Annotated in this window: 29 protein-coding genes; 20 read left to right on the plus strand and 9 right to left on the minus strand. The window is 36.6% G+C overall.

Features of this window, described 5'->3' with window-relative positions; all coding sequences use genetic code 11:
- The first annotated feature begins 3 nt into the window (after nucleotides 1–3).
- The 6 genes from F7731_RS09545 (at nucleotide 4) to F7731_RS09570 (ending at nucleotide 3,736) form a co-directional block, all read left to right on the plus strand.
- Nucleotides 4–444 (plus strand): ASCH domain-containing protein, encoded by a 441-nt coding sequence (locus F7731_RS09545; RefSeq protein ID WP_151534553.1) that lies wholly within the window; start codon nucleotides 4–6, stop codon nucleotides 442–444.
- Between the two features lie 164 nt (nucleotides 445–608).
- Nucleotides 609–1,154 carry a sigma-70 family RNA polymerase sigma factor gene (locus tag F7731_RS09550; protein WP_246197170.1) on the plus strand — a complete coding sequence of 182 codons (546 nt, stop codon included), beginning with the start codon at nucleotides 609–611 and terminating at the stop codon, nucleotides 1,152–1,154.
- Complete coding sequence (locus tag F7731_RS09555; protein ID WP_170289670.1) at nucleotides 1,129–2,136, plus strand: DUF4179 domain-containing protein; 1,008 nt, start codon at nucleotides 1,129–1,131, stop codon at nucleotides 2,134–2,136. The genes F7731_RS09550 and F7731_RS09555 overlap by 26 nt, the downstream gene beginning before the upstream one ends.
- A gap of 168 nt (nucleotides 2,137–2,304) precedes the next feature.
- Nucleotides 2,305–2,529: a hypothetical protein gene (locus F7731_RS09560; protein ID WP_151534555.1), complete on the plus strand. Its 225-nt coding sequence runs from the start codon at nucleotides 2,305–2,307 to the stop codon at nucleotides 2,527–2,529.
- 84 nt (nucleotides 2,530–2,613) lie between these two features.
- Nucleotides 2,614–3,003, plus strand: coding sequence for a hypothetical protein (locus F7731_RS09565; protein ID WP_151534556.1), 390 nt, complete (start codon nucleotides 2,614–2,616; stop codon nucleotides 3,001–3,003).
- A 292-nt stretch (nucleotides 3,004–3,295) separates the two neighbouring features.
- Nucleotides 3,296–3,736, plus strand: coding sequence for a pyridoxamine 5'-phosphate oxidase family protein (locus tag F7731_RS09570; RefSeq protein WP_151534557.1), 441 nt, complete (start codon nucleotides 3,296–3,298; stop codon nucleotides 3,734–3,736).
- A gap of 182 nt (nucleotides 3,737–3,918) precedes the next feature.
- Here F7731_RS09570 and F7731_RS09575 read toward each other — a convergent pair whose 3' ends face one another.
- From F7731_RS09575 to F7731_RS09590, 3 genes are all read right to left on the minus strand, one after another.
- Nucleotides 3,919–4,170, minus strand: coding sequence for a hypothetical protein (locus F7731_RS09575; protein ID WP_151534558.1), 252 nt, complete (start codon nucleotides 4,168–4,170; stop codon nucleotides 3,919–3,921).
- Between the two features lie 49 nt (nucleotides 4,171–4,219).
- Nucleotides 4,220–4,531: an ArsR/SmtB family transcription factor gene (locus tag F7731_RS09580; RefSeq protein ID WP_246197171.1), complete on the minus strand. Its 312-nt coding sequence runs from the start codon at nucleotides 4,529–4,531 to the stop codon at nucleotides 4,220–4,222.
- A gap of 703 nt (nucleotides 4,532–5,234) precedes the next feature.
- The gene (locus F7731_RS09590; protein WP_151534561.1) at nucleotides 5,235–5,684 is read right to left on the minus strand and encodes a hypothetical protein; all 450 of its coding nucleotides are present in this window, start codon (nucleotides 5,682–5,684) and stop codon (nucleotides 5,235–5,237) included.
- A gap of 273 nt (nucleotides 5,685–5,957) precedes the next feature.
- Between F7731_RS09590 and F7731_RS09595 the strand changes: the two genes are divergently transcribed.
- The gene (locus F7731_RS09595; RefSeq protein ID WP_151534562.1) at nucleotides 5,958–6,176 is read left to right on the plus strand and encodes a hypothetical protein; all 219 of its coding nucleotides are present in this window, start codon (nucleotides 5,958–5,960) and stop codon (nucleotides 6,174–6,176) included.
- Nucleotides 6,177–6,591: 415 nt separating this feature from the next.
- On the opposite strand, the gene F7731_RS09600 is transcribed toward F7731_RS09595, so the two are convergent.
- Nucleotides 6,592–7,113: a DIP1984 family protein gene (locus F7731_RS09600; RefSeq protein WP_151534563.1), complete on the minus strand. Its 522-nt coding sequence runs from the start codon at nucleotides 7,111–7,113 to the stop codon at nucleotides 6,592–6,594.
- Between the two features lie 404 nt (nucleotides 7,114–7,517).
- Between F7731_RS09600 and F7731_RS09605 the strand changes: the two genes are divergently transcribed.
- Complete coding sequence (locus F7731_RS09605; RefSeq protein WP_151534564.1) at nucleotides 7,518–8,144, plus strand: cysteine hydrolase family protein; 627 nt, start codon at nucleotides 7,518–7,520, stop codon at nucleotides 8,142–8,144.
- A gap of 192 nt (nucleotides 8,145–8,336) precedes the next feature.
- Here F7731_RS09605 and F7731_RS09610 read toward each other — a convergent pair whose 3' ends face one another.
- Nucleotides 8,337–8,630, minus strand: coding sequence for a hypothetical protein (locus F7731_RS09610; protein ID WP_151534565.1), 294 nt, complete (start codon nucleotides 8,628–8,630; stop codon nucleotides 8,337–8,339).
- 198 nt (nucleotides 8,631–8,828) lie between these two features.
- On the opposite strand from F7731_RS09610, the gene F7731_RS09615 reads away from it, so the two are divergent.
- Nucleotides 8,829–9,938: a glycosyltransferase family 4 protein gene (locus F7731_RS09615; RefSeq protein ID WP_151534566.1), complete on the plus strand. Its 1,110-nt coding sequence runs from the start codon at nucleotides 8,829–8,831 to the stop codon at nucleotides 9,936–9,938.
- A gap of 18 nt (nucleotides 9,939–9,956) precedes the next feature.
- Nucleotides 9,957–11,129 carry a glycosyltransferase family 4 protein gene (locus F7731_RS09620; protein ID WP_170289671.1) on the plus strand — a complete coding sequence of 391 codons (1,173 nt, stop codon included), beginning with the start codon at nucleotides 9,957–9,959 and terminating at the stop codon, nucleotides 11,127–11,129.
- Here the strand turns inward: F7731_RS09620 and F7731_RS09625 are convergent.
- Genes F7731_RS09625 through F7731_RS09635 form a run of 3 tightly spaced genes read right to left on the minus strand, consistent with a single transcriptional unit; the run spans nucleotide 11,126 to nucleotide 14,366 of the window.
- Entirely contained in the window at nucleotides 11,126–12,283 is a 1,158-nt protein-coding gene (locus F7731_RS09625; RefSeq protein ID WP_151534568.1) for a glycosyltransferase, read from the minus strand. The genes F7731_RS09620 and F7731_RS09625 overlap by 4 nt on opposite strands.
- The gene (locus tag F7731_RS09630) at nucleotides 12,280–12,993 is read right to left on the minus strand and encodes a glycosyltransferase family 2 protein (protein WP_151534569.1); all 714 of its coding nucleotides are present in this window, start codon (nucleotides 12,991–12,993) and stop codon (nucleotides 12,280–12,282) included. Before F7731_RS09630 ends, F7731_RS09625 begins: the two co-directional genes overlap by 4 nt.
- The gene (locus tag F7731_RS09635) at nucleotides 12,900–14,366 is read right to left on the minus strand and encodes a sugar phosphate nucleotidyltransferase (RefSeq protein ID WP_151534570.1); all 1,467 of its coding nucleotides are present in this window, start codon (nucleotides 14,364–14,366) and stop codon (nucleotides 12,900–12,902) included. The genes F7731_RS09630 and F7731_RS09635 overlap by 94 nt, the downstream gene beginning before the upstream one ends.
- A gap of 169 nt (nucleotides 14,367–14,535) precedes the next feature.
- Here F7731_RS09635 and F7731_RS09640 point away from each other — a divergent pair, with 169 nt between their 5' ends.
- Nucleotides 14,536–14,886 carry a hypothetical protein gene (locus F7731_RS09640; RefSeq protein ID WP_151534571.1) on the plus strand — a complete coding sequence of 117 codons (351 nt, stop codon included), beginning with the start codon at nucleotides 14,536–14,538 and terminating at the stop codon, nucleotides 14,884–14,886.
- Between the two features lie 156 nt (nucleotides 14,887–15,042).
- Nucleotides 15,043–15,288: a cold-shock protein gene (locus F7731_RS09645; protein WP_151534572.1), complete on the plus strand. Its 246-nt coding sequence runs from the start codon at nucleotides 15,043–15,045 to the stop codon at nucleotides 15,286–15,288.
- 397 nt (nucleotides 15,289–15,685) lie between these two features.
- On the opposite strand, the gene map is transcribed toward F7731_RS09645, so the two are convergent.
- A complete protein-coding gene (map, locus tag F7731_RS09650; RefSeq protein WP_151534573.1) occupies nucleotides 15,686–16,438 on the minus strand; it encodes a type I methionyl aminopeptidase in 753 nt (250 codons plus the stop codon).
- A 1,064-nt stretch (nucleotides 16,439–17,502) separates the two neighbouring features.
- Here map and F7731_RS09660 point away from each other — a divergent pair.
- The 8 genes from F7731_RS09660 (at nucleotide 17,503) to F7731_RS09695 (ending at nucleotide 26,881) form a co-directional block, all read left to right on the plus strand.
- A complete protein-coding gene (locus F7731_RS09660; RefSeq protein WP_151534574.1) occupies nucleotides 17,503–18,510 on the plus strand; it encodes an asparaginase in 1,008 nt (335 codons plus the stop codon).
- A gap of 90 nt (nucleotides 18,511–18,600) precedes the next feature.
- A complete protein-coding gene (locus F7731_RS09665) occupies nucleotides 18,601–20,196 on the plus strand; it encodes a glutathione ABC transporter substrate-binding protein (RefSeq protein ID WP_151534575.1) in 1,596 nt (531 codons plus the stop codon).
- Nucleotides 20,197–20,260: 64 nt separating this feature from the next.
- Nucleotides 20,261–21,181 carry a glutathione ABC transporter permease GsiC gene (gene gsiC, locus F7731_RS09670; protein WP_151534576.1) on the plus strand — a complete coding sequence of 307 codons (921 nt, stop codon included), beginning with the start codon at nucleotides 20,261–20,263 and terminating at the stop codon, nucleotides 21,179–21,181.
- Nucleotides 21,182–21,204: 23 nt separating this feature from the next.
- Complete coding sequence (locus tag F7731_RS09675; protein WP_151534577.1) at nucleotides 21,205–22,107, plus strand: ABC transporter permease subunit; 903 nt, start codon at nucleotides 21,205–21,207, stop codon at nucleotides 22,105–22,107.
- Between the two features lie 23 nt (nucleotides 22,108–22,130).
- Nucleotides 22,131–23,120 (plus strand): ABC transporter ATP-binding protein, encoded by a 990-nt coding sequence (locus F7731_RS09680; protein WP_151534578.1) that lies wholly within the window; start codon nucleotides 22,131–22,133, stop codon nucleotides 23,118–23,120.
- A 3-nt stretch (nucleotides 23,121–23,123) separates the two neighbouring features.
- The gene (locus F7731_RS09685) at nucleotides 23,124–24,086 is read left to right on the plus strand and encodes an ABC transporter ATP-binding protein (RefSeq protein WP_151534579.1); all 963 of its coding nucleotides are present in this window, start codon (nucleotides 23,124–23,126) and stop codon (nucleotides 24,084–24,086) included.
- A 227-nt stretch (nucleotides 24,087–24,313) separates the two neighbouring features.
- Entirely contained in the window at nucleotides 24,314–26,050 is a 1,737-nt protein-coding gene (locus F7731_RS09690; RefSeq protein ID WP_151534580.1) for a sigma 54-interacting transcriptional regulator, read from the plus strand.
- 21 nt (nucleotides 26,051–26,071) lie between these two features.
- The gene (locus F7731_RS09695; protein ID WP_151534581.1) at nucleotides 26,072–26,881 is read left to right on the plus strand and encodes a M55 family metallopeptidase; all 810 of its coding nucleotides are present in this window, start codon (nucleotides 26,072–26,074) and stop codon (nucleotides 26,879–26,881) included.
- The last annotated feature ends 40 nt before the right edge of the window (nucleotides 26,882–26,921 follow it).

Raw genomic sequence — 26,921 nt, forward strand, 5'->3', positions numbered from 1 at the left:
TTCATGGATAAGGTACACCAATTTGGGAACGATTTTTGTGTAGCAAATCATAAGGAAGGGACGGAATATAAAGGTGCATTTCCATTTGGAGCCTCGGCTGATTGGTTAGCAGATTTAGTTGTTGAGGGAAAGAAGACAGCGACAACTTCGGGTTTTATGTTTTATGAGTTAGAAAAAGAAGCTATACCCCAAGCAGGCGAATATTATATTGTTCTAAATGGTCAAGATGAGCCTGTTGCAGTCATTCAAATTCAATCTGTCGAAGTTGTTCCGATGAATGAGGTAACAGAAGATTTCGCCTTAGCAGAAGGAGAAGGGGATTATCAGTTTTGGTGGGAAGATCATGAAAGATTCTTTACCGAAGCATTAAAAGAATATGATAAAGAATTCTCGCCCGAAATGTTAGTTGTATGTGAGCGTTTTGAAAAAGTATATCCAAAATAAATAGAAAACAATCGGGCGCTATCCTTCAAGGATAAGCGTTCATTTTTCATTTAAGGGCTAGACTGTGGAATAGCCCTTATCGTTAAAAAATCTGTATTGGTATTAAATAAAATTGAATCTTTTTTGCTAATTACATTCTCTAATTAGTGAGGAGGGAAGATTAAGTGCCAGAATATGAGAAACAGGTGAAAAAGGCAATAATGGGCGATAGAAGTGTACTTCAGCACTTACTTAAAACCGAAAAAGATAAATTATATCGAGTTGCTTTTTCCTATGTAAGAAATGAAGAAGACGCAGTTGATGTTTTTCAACAAACCGTCTTACTCGCATTAGAGTCGATTCATCAGCTAAAAGAGCCTAAGTACTTTTCAACTTGGTTGACGCGGATTTGTATCAATCTATCTATAAAAGTATTACGTGATAATCAAAAAATAATTTCAATTGAAAATACAAGTGCTGAAAATGCTGTTGGAGGAAACGTGTCTGTCGAAGAAAAAATTGACTTACTAGATGCAATCTACAAACTTGATGAAAAATACAAGACCGTTCTCATCCTTAGGTATTATCATGATTTAACAATGGAACAAATTGCAGAAAATATAAATAAGCCTTTAGGAACGGTCAAAACGAACATTAGGAGAGGGTTAGAAAAACTAAGGCCATTTTTAAAAGGGGTGTATGAAGATGAAAAAACAAGAGAATCAAATTAAAACGACATTGAATCAAATTTCTGTCCCACACTCAACATTGGATGCAATTATCGATGATGCCTTTCAAGGGGAAAAGGTTCGGAAAAAGAAATGGATAATTCCTGTCGCAAAATATACAGCAGCTATTGTGTTGGTTAGCATACTTACATTCTCATCGACCTTGGCATCCCCAACCTTTGCTAAATTTGTTACACAAATCCCTGTGATTGGCAGCGTATTTAATTATTTTGTTTTTGAAAAAGCTTACTACGATGCATATAACGATCTTAGTACAGATATAGGAATAGTAGAGGAAAGTAATGGGATAGAAATGATCATTGATCAAGCGATTTACGATGGAAATATAGTGACTCTCTCTTTTATCATTCGGTCAGAGGGGGATTTTGGATCTCTACCAAATTTCGGAAGTATACCAATTGTGCAAGGACAGGTTTTTAGTAATACTGGCTACGATGTAGAGTATGAAAAAGGCGTTGGTTATGTAGGGATTATGAGATTGGCAATGTTTGAAGAAAATAGAGAAACAGTCAATATTTTATGGGAACCGAAGTCAATATCATCCGATAATAAAACAGTAAAAGGAAACTGGACATTTAAATTCTCCCTTAAGGAAATCCCAAAAATCAATATTCCCATTAATCAAGAGGTAAGCAATAACGGTATAACAGTTCGATTAATTGATGCAATCAAAACGGATATTAATTTCTCTATTAATTATTCTCAATTAATAGACACTAAGCTCATAGATAGTTCTGAATACGTCGAAGCAGAGTTATTTGCAGTCGACAATATTGGTAATGAATACGAGGTTCCTTATAATGGGGGAAAAGGTATTGTTGGCAGCGCCTCCCGCGAGGATATTCTGTGGAATGCAACAATCCACGGGCTAGACAAAGAAGCTACGTCAATTACTTTTTACCCGTTTGCCCACGTATCAAACAGCAGAGTTGATTTTGACCCTATTACAGTAAATTTAAAATAGGGGACACGAGAAATCTTGGATAGTGTTTGAAGGATAATGTTCAACAATTGGGTGATCTTCTTCAATAAGCATAGCTTAATGATACTCAATAATCGGGCGCAATAGTGGAGCAAGAAACCGCGCCCCTATTACGTATAAGGGCCTTGTAGGGACAGATTGGGGTGGGATATGGAAAAAGATACAGAAAATCAAATCTTAAATGAACTTAAAAATATAAATAAATCATTACAGGATATAAACAAAAGAGTGGATAATATAGACAGTGAAAGTGAACGCCCTTTTGGTATATGGGATGTATTAAAATCCCTGTTAATAGGGGTTTTAATTGTAGGCCCTGCAATAATTGTTGTGATAACAATTTTTCAAATTGCAGGGACTTGGGTATTCCGTTAACGGGCCAGATTGCAGAATACGATTATCAACTCAGATGGTATAATTTAGGTAATGGTTGAAAATGAAGAGTAGGAAGGAGTTAGTATGGGATATTCTGAAATTGCAGCAATGCTACTAGTTTATAGTGGACTTATGACATTTTTTTTAGTCCCTTTTCAAAATCGAGTAAACTCAAAAGATTACCAACAGAATCAAGGGTTCTTTAAAGAAATTTTTAAAGGTAATTTATTTAACTTGGTTTTTCATAAAAAAGCTATTTTAGCTTTAATCTTATTAGGATTTACGTTATTAAGCATTTGGTTGGGGTATTCTGGTATAGAAGAACATTATAATTCTCATAGTGGTTATCCTCCAATAAGCACAAATTTAAAAGCTTTATATTCTATTTGCGGTGTACTTGTATATACAGTAGTTCTTTTATTGTTCCTCGGATATGTGAGGACATTAAAGATTGTAAAAAGCGCACGCCAGTAAAAATTGAAATTAAAACCTTATTCAAGAATCGGGCGCGTTTATTTAGGGATGCGCCTTTTTTATTTAAAGGACCTATTGTGGAATAAGTAGTAATAAAAACAAAGGTGATTACGACCAAATTGTAGAATACAATTCTTAAACAATAAAAGGGAGTTTCATAAAAAAATGATTGAAAGAATATGCTTAAAAGTTAGTGTCATTGAAACATCAAGCGATTGGTACCGAAGAGTTATTAGGGTTTAATGAGGTTTTTAAGGGTAAAGACTGAATCCCTAAAAGAGAGGTGGAATAAATGGAGATTATAAGAGCTAAACGAAGCTTTGATTTGGATGAATTCTTAAAGAAACCATTATTTGCTCATCTATCGACGGCTTCATCCCAAGGACCAAGGGATTCCCCAGTGTGGGTTTTTTGGGAAGATAAATGTCTTTGGATTATAGGAACTCCTGGAGATACTTTTCCTTTAAGAATAGATAAAAATCCAAATTGCGCCATCGGTATTGTTGATTTTGATCCGGCTACAGGGAAGGTATTGCATGCAGGTTTCAGAGGAAAAGCAACCGTAGAACCATTTAACTTTGACTTAGCTAAACGGTTATTTACTAAATATTTGGGTTCAAACGAAAAGGACTGGGATTCTAGATTCAAAAATCAAGATCCTAATAATGTCTTCATTCGTTTTGTACCTGAAACCGTAGTTGTTAGGGATCAATCATATAACGTCAATAGATAATATTCAATAATCGGGCGCTTTTCTAAAAATAAGGAAAGCGTCTTTCTTCATGAAAGGGCCAGATTGTTTAGTAATGATCAGTAAGAGAAATGGAGATTGTGAAGAAATGTACTTAAGCTAACTGGCAGGTTAATTCAAAAAAGACCTTTTTGATTAAAGGTCTTTTTAATATATGGTTAAAGTCAATCAACCTCTTTAAGAATGTTTTCAATTGTTGTTAATCTTTTATTAAGTTCCTGAATTGATTTTATCTGTTGTTGCTGGAAGGCTATATTTTCAGTATCTAATTTTAATCTTGCTTCTGCTCGGCGTTCAGTACGACGAATAAATCGGATTATGTAAATGAACAAAATAATAAAAAGCAAAATAGGTAGGATATTTATGCCAAATGATAAAAGAAATAAAATGCCTCCAGTGTCTATGTTAGTCATCATTTTAGTGGTACCAACCTTTCATTTTTTTGCGAAGGGAAAGGATTCATATTTAATCCTTTCGCTTTTTAATACTTAAATTCTCTGCTAAATCAGCAATTATTTGTTCATTTAATACAATGTTAAATGAATTAAGTTCATAATATTTCATCGCCTTACCAGTTTCTGAAATTTCGTGATGCCCTTTAATTAGTTCCACCTCCTCTAATTTTTGTAAGTGTAAGTAAAGTAAGGGTCTGCTTATACCTAACTCTCTTGCTAATTGACTAACGTATTTCTTTTCTTGGTGCAGTATTGCAATAATCTTAAAACGAAAAGGGTTTGACAATGCATCTAATAATTTTATTAAATCGTTACCACTCAATATTTGTTTCATATGTAATAATTATATTACAGGTGTAAAAACAAAACAATAGATTTTATCTTTTTACAATCAACATACGCAAAATGCATTTACTATTTAATAAAAAGAAGATATATAGACGGATAATCTTTAGTATGTGAATAATTACACTTAAACTAACGGAGGCGTTAGTTTAACAAGACAGGTATTTAATGATCTTCAACAATCGGGCGCAATTCTTGAAGAGGAATTGTGCCTTTTTCAGTAATAGGGCCATTTAATGGAATAAGACTTTAAACAAAACTGAATATTTATGTGAGATTGTGAAGAAATGTACTTAAACTAAAGTGGCAGTTTAGTTTAACAAGGATTTTTGGTTAATTGTGGTAAAATATCATTAAGGGGGGGATATTATTGGACTCATTTTTTTACTTCAATATGTATAGAAATATAATTGCTACTTTTTTTCAAGATAGTATTTGGGTAATCGGCTTTTTTTACTTGTTAATTAAGACATTTGAAAATGATAGACTTAAGCATTTTTCTAAATATGTTGTAGGTATTGTTTTGGCAATATTATTTATTTATTCAATACGAGTAAGTATATAAACTTTCATCTTATTCACACTAACGGGTGCGATTGTTCAATAAGAGCCGTCGCTTCTTGTGCTAATGAAGCAGGTTACTTTAATAAAAGGGAAGCCTAATATGACTTCCCTTTGTATTATTCTGCTCCTTTTAATAGTCCTAATTCAACTAAATCTTTACCCATTCCTTCAATTTTGTTAGTTATTTTCCAGTTTTGTGTTGTATCATCAAAGTTCAAAATATATATATTGTTGCTTCCACTAAGTTTCTTTTCTAAAACATAACCTTTTTTCTTTTCTTCGTTCAGATAAAACAACGGAGCAAAATCACCTATAATTTGTTCGTAATGGATATTCCTGAAAATTTTTGATAAAGACTTTTGTTGAATAGTTAAACCTGTCCTATTCCAAGCTATTTCCTTGTTATGTAAAAATTCAAAACCGTCTAAGTTTACTTTATGTGTATCAACAAAGTCATTAGTAACGGTTTTTATTATATATTCTTCAGTTAATTTTGCATTTGCATTTGGTAAGTAAACTGTAAAAGAAAATATTACTACCATTATTAAAAAGATTACTTTTTTCATATCTCTATTCACCTCGATTGTTTTCCTTTAGTTTTCCATAAAACCTAACTTTTACTACAATGATTTCTTATTCAAGTAACGGGTGCTTTCCTTAAATATCGAGGCTGTCGATTTGGCAGCTTTTTAGTTGTACTAACGGGGCAGGATACTTTAAGAAGGAATAACGCACTTTTTATGTCTTTCTATTAATCGAAACAATTGTAAATGAGGGCAATCATTGATATTAATAAGAAATTAGATAAAATTAATAAATTATTAAATGGGGGAATAGCCATGATTCAGCAATTCAGAATTAAAAGGGCAGAAGGTATGTATATCCAGAACATTAGCTTTGACCATGAGAGTAAAGAGAATTCAATTATCACATATACAGAAAACAAGTGTAATTCTTTGGTGATATCTGAGTTAGATATGTCAATATACCAAAAATTATTAAATAACCTTATTGGAAACGGTAAATATTCAATTGAGCAAGCTAATGATTTGGATTAATTAATATATTTAGTGACTATTTACGAGTTTTTTAAGTTTTTATTGAACAATGGGTGCTTTAGTGAAAGAAGAATTTATTAAATTTAAAGACTGAGACCATGTTTTAGTTATTCCATTATAGGGCGCTATTCAGGAATAAGATTTTGCTAAGGTAGCCTTTTCTTTTGCAACTATTGGGGTTATAAAACGCACTAAAAATGAGTTTGGGAACGTAGCAGTTATTTTGAGCTATCGTCCATTCCGTTCGTTATACGTTAGGCGTTAGATCATAAAGCGTGAAACGAATCCGTTCGCTACACTAATTAAAAAAGATTAAAAACTTTGTTACCCACAAAGCAAAGGGTCGCTAACACTTCCCAACTCATTTGGTACATAAGCACCCATGAAGGTATCTGAGCAATACCCTCAAAGCTACTTATGCCTCTAAATACTTATTAGCAAGTGGAACTTCAATTTCAACGGTATAATTTACTTTATCAATACGGCTAGATAACAATTCAACTTGACGAGTTATTTTGTCAGCCTGTTTTTTGAATTCAGCAGGGTCAAATAAAGCAATTTGTTCCATTATTGCGCCTGAGTGGTGATGAACATTGTATTCTCGCTTCTTTGTAGTGGCAAGTGTTTTGAGAAGATTAAGTCGTTCACGTTGCTGCTTCGCTGTTTCAATCGCGCGAATCATCGAGATTGAGATGCCATCCCATTCAACCATATTGTTTAAATTAGCTTGTTGGATGATTTCTTTTAGCTCCAATATGTCACGCTGAACTTCGGATAACTCTTGCAACACAGTTTCAACTGTGACTTCATATGGAGTGTAAGTTTCTCCTTTTGGAACCTCAATCACATGAACATTAAAAAATTCACCCTGTAATTCCCTAACTTTTTTATGAAGGTTAGAAAGAAGATTAATGGCTTGTGCTAATGTTATTTTCATTCAATCGATCCTTTCTTCAAAACCATATGAACTATCTTAACATAAATTTGAAATTACTTGATAGTTGCATATAATATAGGGCGCTTTTCTGTAATAAGGAAAGCGTCTTTCTTCATGAAAAGGGCCATTTTCTTGAATAAGAGAAGGAATTATTCGTAAGAAAATCGAAGCTAATCAAAGGAATAAATGTTCAAAGCACTTTTGAAAAAATATTCGTCTCCACCGTCATACTGTTGTCAGCATTAAACGTTTACAATAGCTATTGGAACAGCAATAGTTGTATTTGTTTATCCGTACTTTATTGTCACTCATTAAATTCAAAATTTCATTTTTCTAAGGAATTAATAATCAATGTAGTTCGTATAATCGATAAGTGAAAACATAAAAAAGGTGGGAACACTTCTATGTTTAAACCAAACCCAGTGAATACTGCAATTGTTATTACTGACCCTCAAAATGACTTTTTGTCTCCAGGCGGAAGAGGATATCATTTGACAAAGGCTAACATTAAACAAAATAATACTTTAGCCAACTTGGAACTACTATTAAGCACTGCCCGTAGTAAAGGTTATCAGCTCTTTGTTTCCCCGCACTTTTTATATCCACATGACTATGATTGGCAATTTACAGGGAACGAACAAGAGATGTTGATTAGTTTGCGTGTTTATCAGAAATTAAATCAATATAGTCCTCCAACTCCGGAAGCCGATTATGTTCCAACTTTAGCTCCGTATATCTGGGACAAAACAAGCGTCATTGCAACACCGCACAAAGTGGCTAGTCCTCAGACGAATGATCTGGTCTATCAACTAAGGCAACGGAGAAAAGAACAAGTAATTTTGGCTGGAGTATTATCAAACGTATGTGTTGAATCGCATATGAGAGATTTAATCGAAAATGGCTTCAAGACAGCTGTTGTTTACGATGCAACGGCCACGATTAGTGAAAACGATTTTCATGCTGCTGTTACGAACTACCGAGCTTTTAGTAGCGCTACATGGACAACACGAGAAGCCATTTCAAATATGTAAAAGGGCGCTTTAATGGAGTAACGAAAAAGCTAAATTTCTCAGCGTTAAAATTGAGAAATTTGGCTTTTTATTTTTTGTATTTCTTCTACGTTCTAGATATGCGTTTTGAACTTTTTATCCATTTTGTTACATGAAATTTTTACTTAAGGCACAAAAAAGGCACCGGTTTAATTCGATGCCTTTTAAACATTTTTACTTGGTATATCCAACTACTTTACCAATAAATTTATCTTCTTTTAATACCATCATTCTGCCTCGCAACCAATCGTCACCGATTAAATAGTATTCATCATCAGAAAGTTTAATTTCTTTCCTACTGGTTTCGAAAACTTCCATCATATCTCTTTTATCGTATTCACTTTTCTCGTTATCCATCTGTTCAAAATAACTTTCTCTGTCTAAACCAACCCTATGTGCTGTTCCGTAAAAAGTATTTAATTTTTTACCGTTAACATAAACCTGACCCTTAGTAATTTTAGGGGGCACGGGTATTCTTCCTTACCTAAAGGGAAAATTGAACCCGATGATTTTAGTAAGGGCTTGGTTGGTTTAATGGACCATTTGAGAATAAAATCAGCCTTTAATATTAAATTCATTGTGATGATAATCTGAGCAGGCGAATATAATAGTTTATTTAATAAATATCTTCTAAATCACCAATTGAAGACTAAGGAGGTCTGCAGGATGAGAATCGGAATTAATCTCCTCAATCTATCTCAAGACCGGTTTGGAGGGGTTGAACAATATATAACGCATTTAATTGGCCATATGGCTGACAGCCGGGAAAACCTTACCCTGTTCCTTTTTCTTAAGCGGAAGCTGAAAAACATTTTTCCCCAACATGAAAAAATAAAAACAATTCAGTTCCGGAAGTTAATGGATTCTGCTGATGTTTATGATGCCATCAAAAATTGCAAGCTGGACCTTTGGTTTTGCCCATTGCATAGATCGTATCTCCCAAGTGTCCCTGTTCCGACTGTGGCAACGATTCATGATGTACTTCATACGGAATATCCGGACTTTGTCCCCGGCGGATTAGAAGAGAATAATCGCTATTATGAACAATATACGGCTTCGTTCGATGCTGTCATTACAGTCTCGGATTTTTCCAAGGGTGCCATAGCCCGTCAGCTCTCCATTCCAGAGAGAAAAATTCATGTCATTCACCTAAATGCACCAGCCATATTTGATCAAGCACCAGCGAAGAACACAATGAAAGGAGTGATACAAAAATATCAATTGCCCGAAACATACGCCATATATCCTTCAAGCTATAATCCACACAAAAACCATCTGAATCTTCTAAAGGCCATTCTAATCCTGAGGGAAAAATACAATACCACCATACCGCTTGTCCTGACAGGCTATGCAGATAAAAGCAATAGAGTTTATCAATCTGTTTTGCAATTTATAAGAGAACGTTCTTTAGAAAAACAGGTGTGGGTTCTGGGATACGTTCCCCCTGAAGAAATGCCTTCTCTTTATTGGAACTCCAGCTTTTTGGTCTTTCCTTCCCTATATGAAGGATTTGGCATTCCCCTGGTGGAGGCGTTTAAAACAAAAACACCGATCGTTTGCTCAAACAAGGGAAGCATCCCTGAAATCACAGACAACGCGGGTCTTTATTTTAATCCTGAAAATCCTGAAGAGATTGCTTTAAAAATGATGGAGCTGTTAAATCCTTTAATAAGAAAACAGCTTAGCGAAAAGAGCAGTCTTCGGTCACGGCATTTTTCCTGGAAAAAGACTGCCGCAGAAACGATGAAAGTTTTTCGGGGTGTGACCCGGAACTAATGAAGAGGAGGGGAAATGATGAGAAAAATACTTGTCCTTAATATTTTCCCAACGGTTTTCCCGCCGGCAACCGGAGGCACATTGAGGTATTTTCATATTTATAACGAATTAAGCCATTATTATGAAATTACTCTTCTATCCCAAACAAACAGTAAAAAGGGGAAGGTCATAAAATACTCTTCAAGCTTTAGAGAATTCAAAGTTGAAAAGGATCCTCTCTACTCGCAAATAAGACAGAAGCTTCATAATGCTGCTTCAGGCTATGAACTTCCTTTAATTACGTATTTGGAGCTTGCCAATTATCCTGCCTTATACAAAAAGTATTTTGAGAAGCTCTACCAAACAAGCGATATCATTATTCATGAAACCCCTTATTTACTGGATTATGACTTCCATTTCAACAAAGATCAAAAGCCAAGAATTTATAACAGCCATAACCATGATTACTCACTGGCAAAGCAAATTTGGAAGGATGGAAAGGCGCGAGAATACCTTCCCCGGCTTTATGAAGCAGAACAGCGATTAACTTCACATGCGGACTTGATTTATGCCACATCCGCAGCGGAGAGGGAGGAATTTATTAAAGATTATAGGCTGGATCCTCAAAAAATTATGCTTGCCCCAAATGGAATCAATCCAGATGAATGGCTTCCGCGCAGAAAGAAGCCTGCCGGAAGGCCAAAAGCTCTGTTTATTGGAGCAGATTACCCACCTAACATTCAGGCAGTGAAGTTTATCATTATGCAACTTGCCGATAAATGTCGGGATATCGACTTTATTATTGCAGGCGGATGCTGCAGACCTTTTCAAGAGCTTAAGAAAAATAACGTAAAATTACTGGGCAGGGTTCAGCACAAAAAAAAATTAAAGCTATTTGCTGAAGCTGATATCGCTATCAATCCGATGTTTAGCGGTGCAGGAGTCAATTTGAAAACGCTAGAATTTTTATCAGCAGGGATTCCCCTGTTTTCCACTTTATGCGGTGTCCGGGGATTAGAACTCATTGACCGCAAGCACTATATCCATGCTGAGGCAGAGGATTTCGCGGATAAGCTTAACCAGTTCAGCTGCAGACATAAATTTATTGAGGAGATAGCCGCATGCGGGCAAAAACATATTAACAGCCGTTTTTCATGGAAAAGTATAGCTAAAAAGATCCATAATGATATAGAAGAGATTTTTTCTGTTTAAGAAATAATCTCTTCTATAGCCTTTTTCAATAAAATTCCGGCCTTATCCCAGGTAAGATTCAGCATATCCAATCTTCCTTGTTGGCCTTTCTGTTTACACAGCTGCGGATTTTCATAGGCCAATCTCATCTGTCTTTTTGTATCCTCCAGATCGGCTTCAGCCCAAAGATGGTCCTCATGTATAAATAAGCGGGGGTAAAGCTTCGATATGGCACTTTTGCTGCCCATGCTGTCTCTTGGATTCTCCAGCTTGTAATCTATTAAAAAGGAATTTTGTCCATTCAAAAAGTCCATTTGTCCGCCCCAGCCTGTAGCTATGACTGGGATACCGCTTGATAATGCCTCAATATATGGGAGACCTACCCCTTCTCCCCTGGTGGGAAGAATGAATGCAGTGCCCAGCGTATATAAACCTTTAAGCTGCTTTTCCGGTATAGTGCCCGTTATTACATGCAGAGGGGCAGTTTCATTTGTAAACCCAAGACTTCTTTTATATTGCGAAATAGACTCTAATATTTTTTTACGCTTGCTGCCATATGTTTTTATGACCAGCAGCACATTGTCTTTAGAAGTGAACTCGCTCCAATAGGCTTTCAGTAAAGTTTCAGGATTTTTCCTATGCTGAAAATCAAAAACCGAAACAAAAACAAACTTCCCTTTTGCTTCCTTTAATGAAAGCTTTTTGTTTCCAGGGTAAAATGCTTGTGTATCAGCCCCATGAGGAGCCAGAAACATAGGAACATTCACACCGCCTTCAATCATGGCATCCATGTTTTGAGAGCATGGTACGCATACCCCATCACATGCATTAATAACTGGAAGCCATGGACTCGGAATCTTTTCTGTTTCCCAAACAGTATTAAATAGGATCCGGTCAAAATTTTTTCTTTCTTTTTTGATATCATCAATATTTCCAGGCGGACAATGATAAATTAATATTTTTTGTTTGTTTTTTTGGAATGGCTTTTCAATTAACTGCAATAATCTCTTTTTCTTGTTTTTATTGCTAAAATCATAGGGAAAATTCCAAGTATACGGCTGGATTATAAGATCAACACCAAGACGGTCTAATGCAAGAGCGTATTCTCTGCTTGCAATTCCATATCCGCTTGCATCAAGAACCGGCCCTCTCCAAATTACTTGATAATATGTCATTTGTACGCCTCCCCTCCACCGCTGACAATCTGTTTTACCATATTAAAGTCACTGGTTCTGCTTACGGGAGCAGATTTTCTTATCAACCTGTCGTTGTCAGCAGTCCATGTATGATGTCCTTGCTGCGAGATTCTCAAGCAGGCATAATTATTTTTGTCACCAGAGTATATTTTAAGCTTATTTTTGTTGCATCGCTTTAAGAAGTAGGTATCTTCGCCCAAGTTCATTTTCGGAAACCGGACATGATCCATGATTTCCTTCCTGAAAACCAGGGTAGCTCCCTTTATTCCATGTTTGGCAAACCGGTTTTCTTTGCCAGGCTTTTGGATAGCCAGCAGCTCCTCTTTTTGAAAATACATGTAAACAGTTCTTTTCCCTACTATATCTGCCTTTGTTTTCTCCAGAGTTCTGATAGACTGAGCCAGATAGTTTGGAGCATAAAAATCGTCATCATCGAATTTTGCAATTATGTTATAACGTGAATTTAGAATGGCAATATTCAGGCATTCCCCAAGTGTGACTTCTTCGCGCAATTGAAAAACAGTTACATTATGAGACTCTTTTGCCCTCTTCTGCCATGCGGCTTCATCCATCTCATCATTATTTAAGATAATGATTAATTCTTTTTCCTCCCAAACCTGATTTTCATAGTTTTCAAACACGTTCTCCATATAGTCCTGACGCATTGTACAGCAGATGATAGAGACCATCTTTGCCGCTCCTTTATGATATTCTTAACCGTCTCTTCCCAGGAAGCAGAAATACGAATAATATCCTCTTCCTGCACTTTTTCGCCCCATTGGACTTCTATAATTTCCAGAGGGGTAATGGCCTTTACAGCATGTTTTGCACCGACCGGAATTTGAAGGACATCTCCTGCTTTAATATAGACAAGGCGGCCATCCAAAATAAACTCCCCTTCTCCAGAGATGATTGTCCAAGTCTCCTGTCTGAACTGATGAGTCTGGTAGCTGATATTTCTGCCAGGCAATATTTTAAGCAGCTTGGAAAGGGACTCCATTCCTTCGCTAGTATAAGAAAAATCCAAAACTTTATAGATGCCCCATCTTTTTTCTTCATACATAAGCCGGGCTGTTTCAGCCATATGCTTTATAGCATCGCTCTTCTGCTTATCGGCAACCAGAATCCCGTCCGGGCTGGCAGCTATGATGCTATTAGAGATTGAAATGGCATGAATCGGAATGGACAGTTCATTGACAATCTGTGTATTTTTAGAGTCCTCTGATAGAGATCCTTTGCCGGAAACTGAACTCTCAAGCTGGTCGCTTAATGTCTCCCAGCTTCCGAGATCCTTCCATAAACCAGAATAGGGAATTACAATCGACCTGCTGTTTTTCTCAGCGATCTCATAATCAAAGCTGATTTCAGGCAGAAGATCATAGTTTTTCAGCAGCTGGCTATAAGAAGTGGAAAGCCCTATTTTATTTAAATACTCAATCATAAAATTCAAAGAAAATCCAAATACACCGCAATTCCAAAAAGCATTCTTTTCTATCAGCCGCTGGGCTGTTTCTGTATCTGGTTTTTCTATGAATTGATCTATTGGAAGGCAGCCTATTTCCTCTTTTTGACCCGGCTTAGGGAGGATATATCCAAACTGGTCTGACGGAAACTGCGGCACAGCACCTAGCAGAGCAAGCTCAGCCTGCGATATATGCAGAATATCCGGAATGCTTTGCAGTAGCTTATAAAACAGGGGTTCCACATAGGAATCCACCGGCACCACACAAATGGTTTCCTCAGGACCGGCATAGTTATTGGAATGAAGGTACGCACAAGCTAAAGCAATAGAAGGAAATGTACCTCTTTGACTCGGTTCGCAGATGACGGGAATCTGAGTGTCTATTTGGTTTTTTATAATCTCCAATTGATTCTCACAGGTAATAATATATGTTGATGATAGAAGCCCAGCATCATCCAGCTGTCCGGAGACCCGCTGAATCATGGATTCAGGCTTCCCATGCTGTGTAGGCAGCAGCTTTAAAAACTGCTTGGCCCTAACTGAATTAGATAAAGGCCAAAGTCTTCGTCCCGAACCTCCTGATAGCAATATAATTTTCATATCTCAACCCCATTTTTAAGTAAATATAAAGCTGGTACTAGTATTCTATGGGTCTAATACAATAGTGTTATGGTCATACGAATCAAATTAGCTTACTTTTTAAGGTTCGGCAGAGCTTTTTTGGAATGCGCCCTTTCTCGAACAATCGGGCCAAATAATGGAGGTACTTATGCGATTATTATCAATGATTCTTATATTGCTCTTAACCCCTTCTATTTTGGCAGGTTGCACAACAAGTCCTGGACAAAATAAGGGGGGATATTTAAATAAGACACAAGTATTAAAGCTAAGTCCGGACGCAGACATCTTTGAACTTGATGGGAAAGTTTATAAAACGGATATAGATTGGATTGAGAAGGAGGAATTAACAAAGGAGGAACAAGTAGGAGAAATAACTGAAGATATGGCTAATAAATTACCTGTTGGGGCTAAAATCTTTGCACCAAAAGAAAGAAAAGACATTTTGATTGTTGAGTATGATGGGAAAGGAAAAAGGTATTTGCTTCAAGTTGGAGAATAAGGTTGTTCTTCTTCAACAAACGGGCCATTTAATGGAGGAAGAATCTCAAGAAAAATTGAATACTTATGGTAATAATACTATGGTGTTTATGAAAGATTGTACTTAATCTAACGGTGCAGAATAATTAAGAAAAGTGTAGAAGGAGGGCGAATTAATTTGAAACGTGAAGGAATTGTAAAATGGTTTAAAGAAGAGAAAGGTTATGGCCGTATAATGCTTGATGGGGAAGATGGAAATCATGTCTTTGTGCATTTCAGTTCAATTTTACCCGATAAAGTAAGGTTTCCGGATGAATTCCGATACCTTAAACAAGGACAAAAAGTATCTTTTGATTTAGTTGAGAAGCCAAAATCTATTGACCAGAAGCTAGTTGCAGAAAATGTAATCATTACCTCTGACTAAAGAATTACTTTTTCAGCTAACAGGGGCGTTAGTTAAAGAAGAATTAAGTGATTTTAGGTTTGAGAACTTATTATAGTTATTCCATTAAAGGGCGCAATTGTTGAATAGGTGTCTCTTTCTTATTCAATTAACTGCCAATTAGTTGTATGAGAAAGGACATAACATATTAGTCATATAAAATATGTTATGTCCTTTAATTTATCTATACTTTTTTAATTTAGGTCTTGATAAGTTTTAAAAATTCGATTATTTATAATAAAGTTTGATTAAAAATCCTGTGTTGATGACTGAAGATATTCCAAAGCTACATCAAGAAAAATTAACACAATAGATAAAAAAGTAGCCCTTGCTCAAGGAAGCAAAGGCAATTCAATGGAGAGTAGTTAATACTGGATATTTAATCTTCTTGGGAAGTAGTAATAAAAATCCCATCTTTTGTAACAGCAATTGTATGTTCATATTGAGCAGAGAGAGAACCATCCCTCGTGCGGGCAGTCCAGCCGTTATTATCCATTTTGGTTTCGTAACCTCCGATATTTACCATTGGTTCAATCGTGAAAACCATTCCTTCTCTTATACGAGGTCCTTTTCCGGGCAGACCGTAATTAGGGACTTTAGGATCTTCATGGATCGTTGGTCCGATTCCATGACCTATAAAATCACGAACCACAGAAAAGCCTTGAGCTTCCACATACGTTTGGATAGCAAAACCAATATCACCGATTCGATTTCCTACTTTGACTTGGTCGATACCTTTATATAAAGCTTCTTTAGTGACATCTAAAAGTTTTTGCGTTAAGTCACTGACTTTTCCGACAGGATAGCTCCAGGCTGAATCAGCTAAGTACCCATTTAAATTGACAACAGTATCAATGGTGACAATATCGCCTTCTTTTAGCGAAGTTTTTCTTGGGAAACCGTGGCAAACTTCATCATTGATACTCGCACAAATTGCGTATTTGTAGCCTCTGTAACCTATTTGTTCTGAAATGGCTCCATGTTTGCGTAAATAACCATCTACAAACTCTTCAATTTCCCAAGTTGTGACACCCGGCTTTATCATTTTAGCCACTTGTTTATGTGTGTCAGCAAGCAATTGGCCTGTTTTTGTCATCATATCGATCTCGCGCTGCGATTTTAAGGTAATCATGTTTATCTTCCTTCCTTAGTAGCATTTACATTATCCCTAATTTTACATAGTATTTCGAAAAAGCGCTCTTGTTCCTCTTGAGAAATACCATGCATAGCGCTTTAGTAAAATTTCTGGGAAGTTATTCTTGTGTCTATTTCGCATTTTCAATATTCCGTAATCGGGCGCTTTTCTGAAATAAGGAAAGCGTCTTTCTTCATGAAAAGGGATAGTTGAAAGGAATTAGTTACGAAGGCATAGAAATATTATGTTAATGCAGTCAAAATTCAGTAATTAGGGAGGGAAGGGTATATACAAACTCAAAGAATTTTTTAAAAGATTATTTGTTAAATGGGAATTGGTTTACTCGACACAAGACGCTAATAAGTATTTTACAATACTTGGAAGACTTAATAATAATGGGATTAAATATAAAATAAAAACAATTAGCTTGGGAGGAGGCTCCGATGGAGGAAGAGGATACTCCATATATCATATATATGTTCACAAAGACACCATAAATAAGGCTAACGAAGCTATTCATCATTCGAAATATTAGGATATATTAATTAAAACTATTTCTTCATCAACTAACGGATAGCTTCCTTTAATAACGATATTCAACAATCGGGCGCGTTTGTTGAAGAAACAAATGCAATTTATTGTGTTTTTGTGGTAATAATTTGATGTTGTAGTAGTAAATGGAGTCATATTTTGTACAAAAAGGATAGATGCAAGCAGGTATAATTCCTGTTCATCTATCCTTTTCCTTTTACCTAATAAAATGTGTGACATTATAATTGAATATTTAATTTAACTTGGATTCTTATTTACCAACACAAAATCCCACAGAAAAAAAGGCGCAACTTCCGATTGTCCGCTAGAAATGCCTGTCCTTCTTTACCATATAAGAACACAAAATAATAGGTTGAAATGGTGTAATTAAAAGAATAGATGAAAGTGTCTAAAAATGGCGAAGAATATTTCTTTTTTGTAAAAATAGGTTGAAATAGGTTGAAATAAAGTTTATATTATTAAAAACAGATTTTATTGTAGGAACAATCAGATAATAAGGAGATGAAATCATGGAATCTATTAAACTAATTGACGTCCATCGCGGAAAACAGATTGAAAGTACGCATCAGGGACATGTGGCAGTCGTGAATGCAAACGGAGAGTTGCTTTATTATGCGGGAAATCCATATAAAAAGGTTTATGCAAGATCTTCGATGAAACCTATTCAAACCATTTCGGTTGTTGAGACAGGTGCTGCAGATCATTATGCTTTTTCTGATGCAGATTTATCATTATGCACGGCATCACATAATGGCGAAAGTATGCATACAGATCGAGCACTCGCCATGCTTAAAAAAGCTAGCTTAGCAGATTCAGCTCTACAATGTGGATGTCATCCCCCTCGTTGGGAAGAAACATACAAGAATTTAATTCTAGAAGGTAAAGAGGTTACACCGCTCTATAATAATTGTTCTGGAAAACATACTGGGATGCTTGCAACTGCAAAGCATATGAATGAACCAATTGAAACCTATTATTTACTAGAACATCCAGTGCAACAAAGAATTCTTTCTGTGGTTAGTGAAATGTGTGAATATCCAAAAGAAGAGATCGAAATTGGTATTGACGGATGTGGTGTTCCTGTTCACGGGTTGCCGCTTCATAAAATTGCTCTTGGTTATGCCAATATGGTTAATCCAGAGAAATTAAGTAAAACAAGGCAGGATGCCGTTAATCGAATTACAAACGCTATGACAGCTGCACCTGAAATGGTCGGGGGTACAGACCGTTTTTGCTCAGATTTTATGAAAGTCGGAAAAGGACGATTCATTGGAAAAGCTGGAGCTGAAGGGGTTTACTGTATTGGTGATAAAGAAACTGGCTTAGGAATTGCGATTAAAGTTGAAGACGGAAATGGGAGAGGAATCAATCCTGTTGCGGTTGAGGTTTTAAATCAGCTAGGATTACTCGATGCTTCTCAAGTAGAAGAGTTAATGAACTATTATAAACCTAAATTATTCAATTGCAGAAAAGAAGTAATCGGTCAATTAATTCCTAATTTTAAACTGTTAAGTTAGGTTCACAATTAACGAAATAATCAGTGTTAGATTTAAAAGTGCTAACCATGCACTTTAAATAATTTTAATCAAGCTGAAGGAGGAAAAAAGATGTCTAGAAAAAGACTAAGTGCAATGCTAACTATATTTTTCGCTGTTAGTATTGTCCTGATGGGTTGTTCAGGTTCTAATAATGAGAAAACTGAGTCCTCAAATAAAGAACAGCCAATAGCAAAAAAAGAGGGGAAAGACATTACGATTGCAGTTGCTAGTGATTTTATCAGTATGGACCCTCATGACACAAATGACACATTGTCTTATTCTGCTCAAAAAACAATGCTAGAAGGATTAGTTGGCTTTGACAAGGATATGAAGGTTATTCCTGTTCTTGCAGAAGAATACTCAGTAAATGAAGCAGCAACTGAATTCACATTTAAACTTCGCCAAGGTGTTACATTCCATGATGGAGAACCATTCAATGCTGAAGCGGTAAAAGCAAATATTGATCGCTTGGCAAATCCAGATAATAACTTAAAACGCCACAGCTTATTTTCAGTGGTGAAAGAAACACAAGTAGTGGATGAATATACGGTAAAAGTAGTTCTATCCGAGCCTTTTGGACCAATGATTAACAACTTTGCCCATCCGGCTGCTATGATGCTTAGCCCGAAGGCGATGGAAACTTATGGGAAAGAAGTATCTCGTAATCCAGTTGGTACCGGTCAATATATTTTTAAAGATTGGCAGCCTGGTGACCATTTGACAGTGACAAAGAATGAAAATTATTGGAATGGATCCGCGAAGGTTGATTCTATCACATTTAAGCCATCACTTGAAAATGGATCACGTGTTGCGATGCTACAAGCAGGAGAAGCAGATTTTATTTATCCAGTTCCTTCTGAACAAGTGAAAGCGATCGATGGAAAAGATGGAATTGTTGTAGAAAATGGACCTTCCATTATCACTCGTTATTTATCTATGAACACGATGAAAGAACCGTTTAATGATGTTCGCGTTCGTCAAGCGATCAACTATGCCATTAATAAAGAAGCATTCTTAGGTGTTGTCATGAATGGCTATGCATCAGAATTAAAGTCAGTCATTGCACCGAATACACAATTTTATTCTGAACAAGAGTCTTACGGTTTCAATGTTGAAAAAGCAAAAGAATTGTTAAAAGAAGCTGGCTATGAAAATGGCTTTAACACAAAAGTTTGGGGCCAAAACAACTCTCAAGCCGTTAAAGGGATGGAGTTTATCCAACAACAGCTTGCTCAAATCGGTATCAAAGTAGAAGTCGTTCCAATGGAAACAGGTACCATGACTGATAGTATCTGGTCTGTAACCAATCCGGAAGATGCAGACATTGAACTTTATTATGGCGGTTGGTCACCTTCTACTGGAGATGCTGACTGGGGGATTCGTCCATTAGTAGGCGGAACAGAGGCATTCCCTCCATCCTCTTACAATACGGCATACTACAATAATGAAGATGTGAACCGTTTAATTAAAGAAGGTCTTGCAACGGCAGATCCAGAAAAGCGTAATGTTGCTTACAAAGAACTTCAAGAAATCGTTTGGAAAGATGCTCCGTGGGCATTTTTAGCATCTGATGACACGCTATATGGAATGAAAAATTATTTAGAAGGTATTTACCTGCTTCCAGATGGTTCATTAAGTTTAGAAAACATAGAAATTAAACAATAATTATAAGGTCTGAGCGCTATAGTTCGTATAGCGCTCAGGCTTATTATGGCAAGGGGTGACATCATTGCTAAAGTACTTGTTAAAAAGACTCATAGGAATCATTCCGATTCTATTATTAGTCTCTATTTTTATTTTCTTATTTGTTCATATGATTCCAGGTGATCCTGCAAGATTAGTAGCTGGACCAGATGCCGCTCTTGAAGATGTAGAGATGGTTCGTAAGGAATTAGGGTTAGATAGACCGATATATGTTCAGTATTTTGATTTTGTTACAAATATTTTTCAAGGTGATTTAGGAAATTCTTTAAAAACAGGAAGACCTGTGTTGGAAGAAATTTCGATGAGATTTATGCCGACATTTTGGTTAACCGTTTGGAGCATGGCGTGGGCTATTGTGATTGGCTTGTTGGTTGGTGTGATTTCAGCAACTAATCGAAATAAATGGCAGGATTATGTAGGGATGTTTGGAGCGATTTCAGGAGTCTCTTTTCCATCCTTTTGGTTAGGGCTGATGCTCATTCAGCTTTTTGCCGTTCAATTAGGCTGGTTCCCAACGGGTGGGAATAGTTCTTGGCAAAGTTATATTCTTCCTTCCTTAACATTAGGAGCCGGTGTTGCAGCTGTTATTGCAAGATTTTCTCGGTCGGCCCTGATGGATGTTTTAAAAGACGATTATATCCGTACTGGGCGGGCAAAAGGATTAAGAGAAAATAAACTCGTCTGGGGACATGCTTTAAGAAATGCTTTAATTCCAGTTGTGACGATGACAGGCTTACAATTTGGCTTTTTACTAGGGGGATCGGTTGTTGTTGAAACGGTGTTTAGTTGGCCTGGATTAGGTCGATTATTAATTGATTCCGTTGCGTTTCGAGATTACCCAGTTATTCAAGCTGAAATGCTTTTATTTGCTTTAGAATTTATCTTAATTAATTTAATTGTAGATGTTCTATATGGCGTTCTTAATCCACAAATTCGTTATAGCTAATGTGTAGTAAAGGAGGTTTGAAAATGGCTGAGTTACAAGTGAATGAAGAAATATCATCACAGGCACAAGTAAAAGGAGATGCAAAAAAGTCACCTTTAATAGAGTTTTGGCGGAAATTTAAAAAACAAAAAATGGCATTAGTTTCAGCTGTTTTTATCCTTTTTCTCTTCTTCGTGGGAATAGCTGGACCTTTTATTGCTCCTTATTCCTCTGAAGAGCCAGACTATGAGAATGTTTTGGCAGGACCATCACTTGACCACCTAGCAGGTACAGATGCCTACGGTCGTGATATTTTTAGTCGTATTTTAGATGGAACAAAGATTTCGTTATTTGTTGGCTTGTCCTCTGTGCTGATTGGCGCAGTTTTGGGAACTTTTCTTGGACTGATTAGTGGATATTATGGGGGATGGATCGATAGTTTGATCATGCGAATTTGCGATGTGTTGTTCGCATTTCCTGGTATTCTCTTGGCAATTGGAATTATTGCCATACTTGGTCCGGGTCTTGGAAACGTAGTGATAGCCATTGCGATCTTTGGTATCCCTACTTTTGCTAGAATTGTTCGAAGCAGTACACTTGCATTGAAATCAACCACTTATGTCGAGGCGACAAGATCGATTGGTGCGAAGCATAAACGGATTATTTGGAAACATATTTTCCCTGGTACGATGTCAAGTATCATTGTCAATTTTACTATGAAGATTGGTTCATCCATTTTAACTGCCGCAAGCTTAAGCTTCTTAGGGCTTGGTGCGCAACCACCAACACCTGAATGGGGAGCTATGTTGAGTTCTGGTCGTGATTATTTAAGTACAGCTCCGCATATTACGTTTTTCCCAGGTTTGGCCATTTTCCTTACCGTTCTAGCCTTCAACTTTTTAGGTGATGGATTACGTGATGCGCTAGATCCAAAAATCAAGGATTAATTTTCTATGAGAGGAGTGTCATGATGGCTGAAAAGATATTAAACATACAAGATTTAAGAACGTATTTCTATGGAGATGACGGTGTTGTTAAAGCTGTAGATGGTGTAGACATTTCCATTCATAAAGGAGAGACTGTTGGTATCGTAGGTGAGTCTGGGTGTGGAAAAAGTGTAACTTCTCTATCGGTCATGCGTTTATTAAAAAACACACCGGGAAAAATAGTCGGCGGTTCTATTGAATTCGAAGGAAAAAATTTAGTGGATTTATCGGAAAAAGAAATGCGCGAAATCAGAGGAAATCAAATCGCAATGATTTTCCAAGAACCCATGACATCTCTTAACCCAGTTTATAAAATTGGCAAGCAACTTGGAGAAGCGATTGAATTGCATTTAAAATATGATAAACAGCAAGCAAAAGAGCATGCGATTGAAATGTTAAAGCTTGTTGGTATCCCTCGAGCAGAAGAAATTGTTAATGAATTTCCACATCAGTTATCTGGGGGAATGAGGCAACGGGTGATGATTGCCATGGCCATGTCCTGTAACCCTAAATTATTAATCGCTGATGAACCGACCACTGCATTAGACGTAACCATACAAGCTCAAATCCTAGATATTATGAGGAACCTCCGTGAAGAACGCGGAACATCCATTATGATGATTACCCATGACCTTGGTGTTGTTGCTGAAATGTGTGATCGTGTGGTTGTCATGTATGCGGGAAGAGTAGTCGAAGAAACAGATGTATACTCTTTATTTGAAAATCCAAAACATCCGTATACAAAAGGTCTTATCGGCTCTGTCCCAGTATTAGGAGCAAATGCCGATCGGTTAGCTTCTATACCAGGAAATGTTCCGACACCAAAGAATATGCCAAAGGGTTGTAAATTTGCCCCTAGATGTTCTGCTGCTATGAAGGTATGCTGGGAGCGGGAACCAGAATTATCTAAAATTGAAGAAAAACATAGTTGTAGATGTTTTCTATATGAGAAATCAGAGGCAATGGAGGTATAGATAATGAGTTCGCCATTACTAGAAGTAAAGGATTTAAAGAAATATTTTCCGATAAGTAAAGGATTATTAGGGAGAAAAAAGTCGTATGTGAAAGCGGTAGATGGCGTCTCTTTTACTATTAATAAAGGAGAGACACTTGGCCTTGTAGGAGAGAGTGGCTGTGGGAAATCAACAACAGGACGAATGTTAATGAAGTTAATCGATTCGACTGAAGGTCAAATCCTGTTCGAAGGAAAAGAGATAACGAATTTAAACGATGATCAAATTCGTGACACAAGAAAAGATTTTCAAATGGTGTTTCAGGATCCGTTTGCATCTTTAAATCCTCGTTTGACGGTTAGAGAAATTATTGAAGAGCCTCTCATCATTCATAATTACGATAAGTCAAAAAGAGCGCAAAGGATTGCGGAATTATTGGATGTTGTAGGTTTAAATGCCTATCATGCGGATCGTTATCCACATGAATTTAGTGGAGGACAGCGACAACGGATTGGAATTGCTCGTGCACTTGCTGTAAATCCCAAACTAATTATTGCAGATGAACCTGTTTCAGCATTAGATGTTTCCATCCAATCACAAATTTTAAACTTGTTAAAGGATCTCCAAGAAGAGTTTGGCTTAACCTATCTATTTATTGCTCATGACTTAAGTGTTGTGGAGCATATTAGTGATCGGGTAGGGGTTATGTATCTTGGGAGAATCGTTGAATTAGCTGATAAAAAATCTTTGTATAGTGAACCGTTACATCCATATACAAAAGCCCTATTATCTGCAGTCCCAGTCCCAAATCCGCGTTTGAAAAGAGAACGAATTATTTTAAAAGGGGATATCCCAAGTCCATCTAATCCCCCAACAGGATGTACTTTTCATACAAGATGTCCATTTGCCATTGATAAATGTAAGAGTGAAGCTCCGAAGTTAACTGAAATGAAAGAAGGACATTATGTCTCTTGTCATCTATACTAGAAACATAATATTTTCACAATTCTCTAATTTGTCTAGCTCCAGCGCCTACCTCCGACGTACAGGATGTACTAGTGTCGACAATGCGACAGGACGTCGCGTTTTTGTTGACCTCGAGGTCATAAGCCGTTCCGCCCAGAAAGGTAAAGAACACCTTTCCGTACGGACCGTCTTATGCTTGTCGGAGGTGATCAAGGCGCTTGCGCATTTCTTAAAAGGAGGTGTTAAGAATGACGAAAAAAAAGGTTCATATTATTTCCATTCAAGAAACTTATTTAGAATCGATTTCAAAACAAGTAAAAGAAGTCCTTGGAGATAAAATTACCATTCAATCAACGACCCTAAAGGATTTGCAGAGTAATACTGTAAAACCAGGAGAAATCGTCCTTCTTTCCCATGATAAGATTAAAGGCATCGTCTCACAATTGATACCGAAAGATTGTTCTTGTTTTGTGGCCAAACGTGATATTAACTTTGCGAACACGAAAGAATTATTGAATTTGCCTTCTGGGCAAAAGATTTTAGTCGTGAATGATACAAAGTTAAATACAAACGAGACTGTTGAATCGTTACGTGAGACGATTTTTGAGCATCAATATATTCCTTATTCTCCAGACGAACCCATTCCAGATTCGGTTGATTATATTGTCACGCCAGGCGAAAGAGATTTGTTACCATCAAGTCTGCCAAATGTGATTGATATTGGATCACGGTTGTTAAACCTTGAAACATTTGTTACGCTCCTTTCCTATTTAGAAATGGAAGAGTACAATTCAAGCATGTTGAGAAGATATGTGAAATCATTAATATCTCAATCGACACCGAATCAAAAAGCTGAACAAACCGAAAAAGTAAGCATATCAAAAGATATACGAAATATTGCACAATATACTTTTGAAGATATCGTAGCTGTAAGTAAGTTAATGAAAGAAACCCTTGAACAAGCTAGAGGATTAGCAAATATAGATCATCCTATTTTTATTCAAGGGGAAGACGGAACTGGGAAAAACATGCTCGCTCAAGCCCTTCATAATGAGTCTAACCATGCTGATCGGCCATTTATTTCAATTAATTGTTTATCAAGAGATGTTGATATTATTGAAAAAGAACTTTTTGGGTTTGAGGATGGCGGTTCCATTTCAATCGGATTTTTAGAACTCGCCAAGGATGGAACTATTTGTATTGAAGGAGTCGATGATTTTCCTCTTCCTCTACAAGTAAGACTCCTAAGTGCCATTCAAAAGAAATCCTTTTATCGCTTAGGTGGGAGCAGGCCTATTCCATTTAAAGCTCGCTTGATTACAACAAGTACAAAAGACATGAAGGAACTTGCATTAAAGGGGAAATTTCATAATGAGTTATGCTATTTATTAACGAGTTTTCTTATCTATATGCCGCCATTGTGTGAAAGAAAAGAGGATTTTATCCCTCTGATAGAAGACATAAAGGCAAGATTAAAACGACCGGACTTAACATTTTCAGATGAAGTAATGGGGATATTTATTAATTATGAATGGTCAGGAAATATTAAGGACCTATATAACGTCATTTCTTATCTATCTGCCTTAGCTGAACCAATCATTTCTCTGCAGTCACTTCCTTTATCTATGCGTTCGAGTGAAAAAAGTGAAGGATTTGACACCTTTATTCAATCAAAAATGAATGCGGAAGAAATAATTAAGAAAATAGAAGCGCACGGTTTTCTAGAGGAAAGTATTGAGATTTTATTGGCATTCGAGGAAGGAAAGAAAAATAGAGAAGCATATGGCCGGTTAAAAATTAAACAAACTTTAGAGAAACAAGAGATTTATTTATCTGAGCAGCAGCTTCGAATGAGGATCGAAGTCTTACGAGAATTAGGCCTATTAATTGTAAGACAAGGGAGAGCAGGTTCAACTATTTCAAGTAAAGGCGAAGACTTTTTGCGGTACATTTCCTTAGAGAACGCTAACGAGGTTATATCGTAAACAAGGCGGAGGTGAAAAGGTTTGAAGCTGTATATTTCTGCTGATATTGAAGGGATATCAGGAGTGGTTGATCCAGAACATACAAGAAGAGACGGGCGTGAACATGATCGAGCACGTATCTATATGACAGACGAAATTAATGCTTGTATAACGGGGGCAATTGAATCAGGTGTGAGTGAAATCGTTGTTAATGATTCTCACGGTACAATGAGGAATCTATTACTTGAACGACTTCATCCGGAAGCACAGTTGATTAGCGGGGCCCCTAAAAAGCTAGCAATGGTCGAAGGCATTGATCAAGGCTTTGATGCTGCTATTTTCCTAGGATATCATACAATGATGGGGACTAATGGTGTTTTAAACCATACCTTCCATGGCGGGGTAATAGGGGATATTCGCATAAATGAAAAATCTTATGGTGAATTTGGCTTAAACGCAGCCGTTGCAGGCTTTTATAACGTCCCAGTTGCAATGGTCAGTGGCTGTAATCTTTTAGCAGAAGAGGCAACACAATTGATTCCTGACATACAAACAGCCATTGTTAAACAAACGATTAATCGTGTAACTGCCTTAAATCTTAGTACGCAAAAATCTCAAGATTTGATTAAGAGTAAAACAATGTTAGCTTTAAAAAATAAAAGTGCGATCAAACCTTTTACAATAGAGTCCCCCTTTATTGTAGAGGTTTCATTTCTAAATACAGGACTAGCAGATGCAGCAGAAATTTTACCAATTGTATCAAGAATCAATCCAAATACTATTCAGTTCAAATGTAGCAATATTATAGAAGCTTATCGATATATTAGAAGTCTTATTATGATGGTGGGGTAGAAATAAGGGAAGCAAGGGGACGGTCTCGTGCTTCTTTTTT

This window comes from Cytobacillus depressus, assembly GCF_008923245.1.
In the GTDB taxonomy this organism is placed as follows: Bacteria; Bacillota; Bacilli; order Bacillales; family Cytobacillaceae; genus Cytobacillus; species Cytobacillus depressus.